Below are 7,667 nucleotides of genomic sequence, written 5' to 3'. Positions count from 1 at the left end.
GACCCGAGCGGGGTCCGCGGCAGCCGTTCCCAGGGAGCGCCTGAGGAGATCCGAAGGCGCCCCCCGGGGGCGGTGACTCGTGCCACTGGCTTCGCCACGCGCGCAAACGCACGCGGAACGGTTTGGGCGAATCGTTTCTGCACCCCTTGGGACAAGCATGCGCACCACCCACAACTTCATACGGCTCGACTCGCACCGCTTTCGCACCACCTCCAAGACACCCACGTCCCTGCCGACGTGTTACCCGACCGGAGGAAGCCGTGGCCCAGTCGCCCAGGTTTCGCAAAGACGCAGTCGCAGTACCGCAGGTCTCCGGGGAGAAACACCCGGTCGACGAGACCCTGCCACCTCTGAAGATGTTCACCAGCGGACTCCAGCACGTGGCCGCCATGTACGCGGGTGTCGTGGCCCCGCCCATGATCGTCGGTCCTGCCGTCGGGCTCTCCGCCACCGAGACCGCGTTCCTGATGGGCGCCTCGCTCTTCACCGCGGGCCTCGCCACCCTGCTCCAGACCCTCGGCTTCTGGAAGATCGGCGCCAAACTCCCCTTCGTCAACGGCGTTTCCTTCGCCGGTGTGACCCCGATGATCGCGATCGGAAAGGGGGAGGGGGACGACGCCCTCCCCGTCATCTTCGGCGCGATCATCGTCGCCGGAGTCGTCGGCTTCTTCGCCGCCCCCTACTTCGGCAAGCTGGTCCGCTTCTTCCCGCCGGTCGTGACGGGCACGGTCATCACCCTGATCGGCGTCTCGCTCCTGCCCGTCGCCTTCAACTGGTCGCAGGGCGGGAACAGTACGGCCACCGACTACGGCTCGGTGAAGAACATCGGCATGGCCGCGGTCACCCTGGTCATCGTGCTGCTGATGCGCAAGTTCCTGCGCGGGTTCCTCCAGCAGATATCCATCCTGCTCGGCCTGGTCGCGGGCACGCTCATCGCCCTCCCGCTCGGCATGACCGGCTTCGACGCCGTCAAGAACGCCTCGGTGATCGGCTTCCCGACCCCGTTCCACTTCGGCGCCCCGCAGTTCCAGGTCGCCGCGATCATCTCGATGTGCATCGTCATGCTGGTCTGCATGACCGAGTCCACCGCCGACATCCTGGCCCTGGGCAGGATCGTCGGCCGGCCGGCGGACGCGAAGACCATCGCGGGGGGCCTGCGCGCCGACACCCTCGGCAGCGCGATCAGCCCGCTGTTCAACGGCTTCATGTGCAGCGCCTTCGCCCAGAACATCGGGCTCGTCGCCATGACCAGGGTACGCAGCCGGTTCGTGGTCGCCGCGGGCGGCGGCATCCTGATCCTGCTCGGTCTGTGCCCGATGGCGGCCTCCGTCATCGGCGTCGTCCCGCTGCCGGTCCTCGGCGGCGCCGGCATCGTCCTCTTCGGGTCGGTCGCGGCCAGCGGCATCCAGACCCTGGCCGGCGCTGCCATGGAGAAGGGCGAGAACGCCCTGATCGTCGCCGCCTCCGTGGGCATCGGCCTGATCCCGATCGCCGCGCCGGATTTCTACCACGCCTTCCCGAAGGACCTGCTGGTCGTCCTCGACTCCGGCATCAGCACCGGCTGCGTCGTGGCCATCCTGCTGAACCTGGCCTTCAACCACCTCGGCGTTCGAAGGGCCGCGGCCGCGGGAGCCGCTCCGGACCCGGTGCCGGTGCACTAGACCGTGTCGTCGAAGTCCCGTCCGGCCGACGCTGCTTTGACGACATTCCCCGGCGTCCGGCCCCGGCTGGAGCGTACGGCGGTGCGGACGCCACCCACTGCGGGTGTGGCGTCCGCACCGCCGCGTCCGTCCTCAGCAGGTCGAGTGGAAGAGGCCGCCGACCCGCTCGGTCTCGGCCAGCCGGTTGTAGAGGGTTACCGCGGTGGTCGTCTCCTCGACGTGCACCTCGACCCCGGCCGCCCGGAGCGTATCGAGGGTCTCCGGCATGACCCCCAGGCGCTGGTCCATGCCCCGGCCCAGGACGACCGCCGTCACCCCGACATCGAGGAGCTCGCGCACGTCCTGCGGCTGGATGCCGGGATAGTGGTGGGTGCCGTGCTCGGCCCAGTCCCACGGGCGGCCGCCGCCCGGGTAGAGCTTGAAGTCCTTGCCGGGCGCGAGCCCTTCGGCCTCGATGAGCCCCCAGGAGACGTGCGTGATACGCGGGGACACTGCCGCAGCGGGCGCGGGTGTCGGAGCCGGATCCGGAGCCGCCTCTGGAGCGGGGGGAGTCCACAGCATCAGGTTGCTCATCAGGTCGGCCTGCTCGATCGCGTCGTCCAGGGCGTGGTGCGTGTGACGCCGCTTCGACAGCAGTTCGCGGGGCATCCGGCCCTTGACGGCCGCCCTCAGCGGCACCCGCGCCTTCGTCGCGTAGAGGGTCTTCATGTCCAGGCAGCCGGAGTGGCCGAAGGGGCTGTCCCCGCCGAAGCGCATCAGGTACCAGTACAGGAAGGTCCAGTCGAAGGAGGCCGGGTAGCCGCACATCACCGGCTGCGCCCCCGCGGAGACCTCCCGTACCCAGGTGCAGAACTCGGCCATGGCGACCGCCGGATCGGCGCCCTCCCGCACCAGCCGGTCGCGGTCCAGCCCGCTGACGGCGAGCGCCTCGGGGACGTACGCGTCGCTGATCGGCCGCAGCTCCCGGTAGAAGGTCCGCTCCTGCGGATCGGCGGCCGTATACGAGGCGCCGTCCTGCCGGCCGGCGACCGCGGCCCCGAAGCTGATCATCGAATACGGTCCGGGAATGGGTCCGTCGGCCTCGATGTCGACGGAGATGTAAAGACCGGGACGTGCGGTACGGGCTGCCATGCGCGAGAGCATGCCAGCCCGCACCGCGCCGTTCACCCGGATTTACCCGGTCCCACGCACGGTGGCCGGCCGTGGCCGGTGCGTGCGTCCGGCGGCCGGTCGACGGCGGACGCGGGCGGGGGGAGGATGGAAGGCGGGGAGCCTCGGAGCGAAGGAACGGTCATGTTCGCAGACACCAAGGCATTCAGCGGATTCTCGGTCGACGACCTCGGCAAGGCCAAGGAGTTCTACGAAGGCACCCTCGGCCTGCGCGTCTCGGAGCACACGGACATGGGCCTGCTGTCGCTGCACCTGGCGGGTGACACCACCGTCATGGTCTACCAGAAGGACGACCACGAGCCCGCGACCTTCACGATCCTCAATTTCCCCGTCGACGACGTCGCCCGGGCCGTCGACGAGCTCACCACCCGCGGCGTCCGGTTCGAGCGCTACGACGGGTTCGACATGGACGCCAGGGGAATCGTCCGGCCGGCGGGGAACGAGCCGACCATCGCCTGGTTCAAGGACCCGGCGGGCAACGTCCTGTCGGTGCTGGACGGATCCCCCTAGCCGGCGCTTCCTCCGGTTCGAGGCCCCGGAGCGCCTAGGAGGCCGGGGTCAGGAACATTGCGGTGTGGTCCCCGCCCGCGGTGTTCTTGCAGCTGAAGCCCGAGGTTGCGGGCTGGGCGACGGCCAGGGACAGGCAGCGCCCGGCCGCCAGCTGGCCGAAGTAGTTCGGGTGCATGGACTCCTGGATCAGACCCTGCGACTCGTTGTTGTCGATCCAGCGTGCCCATTCGCTCGTCTTCGCCGACGCCGGGACGGTGGAGCTCACCTGCTTGCTCGCCTTGGCGCACACCTCACGGCCCTGCAGCATGTCCCGCAGGTCCAGGAACTGCACCCCCTTGGCCGCGGCTACGCCCTTGATGCGGCCTGCGATCTGCGGCACGAGCGAGTCCCGCGCCCAGTCCGAGTCCAGGTTCCAGAAGGGGCAGCCGCCCGTGTTGAGCCGGCTCCAGTCGCTCTGGGTGTACCGGTTCTCCGCGCCGCGCGGGATCGGCGACGGGTAGGACTGCAGCACGATCCGGTACGAGGAGTCGGCGTACCCGGCCGCGCGCATCACGGCCCGCACCTCGTCCACGGACTTCCCGACCTTGCCCATGACCGCGTCGATCTTCTGGTCGACGGCGTACTGCTGGTCGTCGTGGCAGTAGGAGTTCCAGATGATGAAGTCGTACGCGCAGTTCTTGATGATGTCGGCGAAGCCCAGGTCGTTCCCGCCGACGGACAGGGCGATGACCTTGACGTCGTGGCTCGCGGCCACCGCGGCGAGCTGATCGGCCTGCGGGGCCTCGCCCTTGAAGGCGACGCCGCCGTTGGAGGCGCGGAAGACGTTGTCCGAGACCGCCCCCGAGCAGGCCAGGTTCACGGCGACGTCGGCGATCGGTCCGGCGCTGCGCACCTCGGCGGAGTCGGAGCGGTGGCAGCCGCCCGCGGTGGGTCCGTAGACCTTGCCGGGGTCGTAGGTGCTGCCGCTGACCCAGCCCCGGTCGGTGCCGTTGCGGCTCCCGGTGTTGGTCAGGCTGTTGCCCTTCCAGCGTCCGGCCTCGCCGGAGATGTAGCTGTCACCCATGGAGACCACGGCGGTGGGCCCGTTTCCGGGGCTGGCCGCGGAGGTGCCGGCGCCGGCGCCCACCAGGGCGGTGACGGCGAGCGGAAGAACCATCCCGGCACCGGCCAGTCGTCGCACGCGACTGCGGTCACGGTCCTTGCGGACGTTGCGGAATCCGATCACAGCGGAACTCCTGCGTTCGGCCACGCCGAAGTCGGCAACGACTGCGTTGCGTGGCTGGGAAGTGGGGGTACCGCCGGCCGGTGGCATCGGAAAGGTGACACGGGGCCGCTTGTTACCGCTAGGTACAGGCAAGTTACGAACAAGTAACAACAGGCCGGTCGTTCGGCGCCCCCGCCTGCGGACTCAGCGCCTCCGCAGCCTCGGAACCTCCGGCGGGGCCTCCGGCGAAACCTCCGGCGGGGCCTGACGGCCCGTCCGGCCGCCCGGGACCCCGCCCCGGCCGCGCTACCGGCCTGTGCCTACGCCGTGTTGTGGAATGCAAACGGCTCCGCCCCCGTGCCGTGAGGCGACGGGGGCGGAGCCGGCCGGCTTCGACTGCTGTGCGTTCCAGTCGAACCCGGGTCTCAGCCGACCAGTTGGTCGTATGCGGGGAGCGTGAGGAAGTCCGCGTAGTCCGCATCCAGGGAGACCTGGAGGAGGAGGTCGTGTGCCTGCTGCCACTTGCCGGACGCAAAGGCCTCCTCGCCGACCTCGGCGCGGATGGCGGCCAGTTCCCCGGCCGCGATCGTACGGGTCAGTTCGGCCGTGGCCGTCTCGCCGTTCTCGAACACGACACCGGCGTTGATCCACTGCCAGATCTGCGAGCGCGAGATCTCGGCGGTGGCCGCGTCCTCCATCAGGCCGAAGATGCCGACGGCGCCGAGGCCGCGCAGCCAGGCCTCGATGTAGCGGATGCCGACCTGGATCGCGTTGCGCAGGCCCTCGTACGTCGGCTTCGCGTCCAGGGAGTCGATCGCGATGAGCTCGCCAGGGGCCACCGAGACGTCCTCGCGCAGCCGGTCCTTCTGGTTCGGCTTCTCGCCGAGCACCGCGTCGAAGGAGGCCATCGCGATCGGGACCAGGTCGGGGTGCGCGACCCAGGAGCCGTCGAAGCCGTCGCCCGCCTCGCGGTCCTTGTCGGCCTTGACCTTCTCGAAGGCGACCTTGTTGACCTCGGCGTCCTTGCGGGACGGGATGAAGGCCGCCATGCCGCCGATGGCGTGTGCGCCGCGCTTGTGGCAGGTGCGGACCAGCAGTTCGGTGTACGCCCGCATGAACGGGGCGGTCATCGTCACCGCGTTGCGGTCCGGCAGGACGAACTTCTCGCCGCCGTCGCGGAAGTTCTTCACGATGGAGAACAGGTAGTCCCAGCGGCCCGCGTTCAGGCCGGCCGCGTGGTCGCGGAGCTCGTAGAGGATCTCCTCCATCTCGTACGCGGCGGTGATCGTCTCGATGAGGACGGTCGCGCGGACGGAGCCCTGCGGGATGCCGACGTAGTCCTGGGAGAAGACGAAGATCTCGTTCCAGAGGCGCGCCTCCAGGTGCGACTCCGTCTTCGGCAGGTAGAAGTACGGGCCCTTGCCGAGGGCGATCAGGCGCTTCGCGTTGTGGAAGAAGTACAGGCCGAAGTCCACGAGTGCGCCGGAGGCCGGGCCGCCCTCGAACTGCAGGTGGCGCTCCTCCAGGTGCCAGCCGCGCGGCCGCATGACGACCGTCGCCAGCTCCTCGGCGGGCTTGAGGGCGTAGGCCTTGCCGGTGCGCGCGTCGGTGAAGTCGATGCGGCGCTCGTACGCGTCGATGAGGTTGAGCTGGCCGAGGACGACGTTCTCCCACGTGGGAGCCGAGGCGTCCTCGAAGTCGGCGAGCCAGACCTTGGCGCCCGAGTTCAGGGCGTTGATGGTCATCTTGCGGTCCGTCGGACCGGTGATCTCCACACGACGGTCGTTCAGCGCGGCCGGGGCCGGCGCCACCTTCCAGTCGCCCTCGCGGACCTGTGCGGTGTCCGGGAGGAAGTCGAGGGTGGAGGTCCGGGCGATCTCGGCACGGCGCTCGGCGCGGCGGGCCAGGAGCTCGACGCGGCGGGGGGCGAACCGCCGGTGGAGCTCGGCCACGAAGGCGAGGGCCGCTTCGGTGAGGACTTCGTCCTGCCGGGGCAGGGGCTCGGCGTCGACGATGGCCAGCGGGGACGGCGCTGGTGCGGACATATCTGTCACTCCTTCAGCGGCGGTGCCTGGCGGCCGCGGGGGAATGCTCGCGCGAGACGGCACGCAGTGCCGTCGGGTGTGGAGAGTTCCGGGATACGGTCGCGGGCGCCGTCTGTGGGTTCAGGGCGCTTCTGACCAGTGGATAGTAATTTCCTCATGGTGGAAGTTCAATGGTTTGTTGATGTCGAGATTCTCTTGGTCGACAGATTCCGCCGTCTGGTGGCCCTCAGTGCCATTGTCGTCACGCCGTGCTCAGAGCAGACGTGCCAGGTCGGTGGGCGTGTCGATGTCATAGGCCTCCGCGACGTCCGAGCACTCCACCAGCATGAGCTCTTCGGCATGTCGTGCGAGGTGCACCCGCGCGCCCTTGTCGCCCGTCGCCGTCGCCGCGATGTCGGCCCAGCGGTCCGAGCCGAACAGCACGGGGTGGCCGCGCTCCCCGTCGTACGCCGCCGCCACCAGGCTCGCGGGGGAGCGATAGGCCTCCCGGACCCTGGCCACGGCCGCCGGGCCGATGCCCGGCTGGTCCACCAGCGAGACCAGGGCCGCTCGGGCGTCCGTACCGGCCAGTGAGGTGAGGCCGACCCGCAGGGAGGAGCCCATCCCCTCCGCCCAGTCGGGGTTGTCCACGACCACGCAGCCGTTCAGGTCGGCGCGCTCGCGGACCTCGCAGGCCGAGGCGCCGAGCACCACGTGCACCGGGCCGCAGCCCGCATCGCGCAGCACCCGTACGGCGTTCTCGACCAGCGGGCGGCCGCGGTAGGGGAGCAGTGCCTTGGGCCGCCCGCCGAGCCGGCGGCCGCCGCCGGCCGCCAGGAGCAGGCCCGCGATCACGGGTGGAGCGGAGTGGGAGTTGGCTGACATGCCACCGATTCTCGCTCCTGCACGCGATCCCGTGAGCGCCGCTGCAAGATGCGCCTTACGGAGGCCACCACGGCCTCGATCCGCAGCGGCCGGGAGATCCGGCTCTCGGCGGCAGCCAGCAGGGCACGTTCGTCACGGTCGGTCAACATCTCGGCGTCTCCTTGCCAATCGGGGGCCAATACGGCGAGTCTGGTCCCCGATTGGCCTGGCCGT

At 70.0% G+C, this 7,667-nt stretch carries 6 protein-coding genes; 2 read left to right on the top strand and 4 right to left on the bottom strand.

The features are described 5' to 3' along the window. The first annotated feature begins 260 nt into the window (after nt 1-260). On the top strand, nt 261-1,661 hold the full coding sequence (locus tag ACWGIF_RS23895) for a nucleobase:cation symporter-2 family protein (RefSeq protein ID WP_453500513.1): 1,401 nt from the start codon (nt 261-263) through the stop codon (nt 1,659-1,661). A gap of 132 nt (nt 1,662-1,793) precedes the next feature. On the opposite strand, the gene ACWGIF_RS23890 is transcribed toward ACWGIF_RS23895, so the two are convergent. After that, nucleotides 1,794-2,792, bottom strand: coding sequence for an MTH938/NDUFAF3 family protein (locus tag ACWGIF_RS23890; RefSeq protein WP_453500512.1), 999 nt, complete (start codon nt 2,790-2,792; stop codon nt 1,794-1,796). 162 nt (nt 2,793-2,954) lie between these two features. Between ACWGIF_RS23890 and ACWGIF_RS23885 the strand changes: the two genes are divergently transcribed. Then, nucleotides 2,955-3,341 (top strand): VOC family protein, encoded by a 387-nt coding sequence (locus tag ACWGIF_RS23885; protein ID WP_453500511.1) that lies wholly within the window; start codon nt 2,955-2,957, stop codon nt 3,339-3,341. A gap of 34 nt (nt 3,342-3,375) precedes the next feature. Here the strand turns inward: ACWGIF_RS23885 and ACWGIF_RS23880 are convergent, their stop codons facing one another. The 3 genes from ACWGIF_RS23880 to ACWGIF_RS23870 all read right to left on the bottom strand — a co-directional run bounded on the left by ACWGIF_RS23880 (nt 3,376) and on the right by ACWGIF_RS23870 (nt 7,454). Then, nucleotides 3,376-4,497, bottom strand: a complete 1,122-nt coding sequence (locus tag ACWGIF_RS23880) for a GDSL-type esterase/lipase family protein (RefSeq protein WP_453500517.1) — start codon at nt 4,495-4,497, stop codon at nt 3,376-3,378. Between the two features lie 473 nt (nt 4,498-4,970). Further along, the gene (gene aceB / locus ACWGIF_RS23875) at nt 4,971-6,590 is read right to left on the bottom strand and encodes a malate synthase A (protein WP_453500510.1); all 1,620 of its coding nucleotides are present in this window, start codon (nt 6,588-6,590) and stop codon (nt 4,971-4,973) included. Between the two features lie 252 nt (nt 6,591-6,842). Next, complete coding sequence (locus ACWGIF_RS23870; RefSeq protein ID WP_453500509.1) at nt 6,843-7,454, bottom strand: nucleotidyltransferase family protein; 612 nt, start codon at nt 7,452-7,454, stop codon at nt 6,843-6,845. Nucleotides 7,455-7,667: the final 213 nt, after the last annotated feature.

This window comes from Streptomyces sp. NPDC054849 (assembly GCF_053610945.1).
Note: the sequence above shows the minus strand (reverse complement) of the source record. Positions and strands in the feature narration are given on the sequence as shown.

Coding starts and splice junctions, on each gene's coding strand:
- ACWGIF_RS23890 (WP_453500512.1), bottom strand. CDS start 2,792: ATGGCAGCCCGTACCGCACGTCCCGGTCTTTACATCTCCGTCGACATC.
- ACWGIF_RS23885 (WP_453500511.1), top strand. CDS start 2,955: ATGTTCGCAGACACCAAGGCATTCAGCGGATTCTCGGTCGACGACCTC.
- ACWGIF_RS23880 (WP_453500517.1), bottom strand. CDS start 4,497: ATGGTTCTTCCGCTCGCCGTCACCGCCCTGGTGGGCGCCGGCGCCGGC.
- aceB (WP_453500510.1), bottom strand. CDS start 6,590: ATGTCCGCACCAGCGCCGTCCCCGCTGGCCATCGTCGACGCCGAGCCC.
- ACWGIF_RS23870 (WP_453500509.1), bottom strand. CDS start 7,454: ATGTCAGCCAACTCCCACTCCGCTCCACCCGTGATCGCGGGCCTGCTC.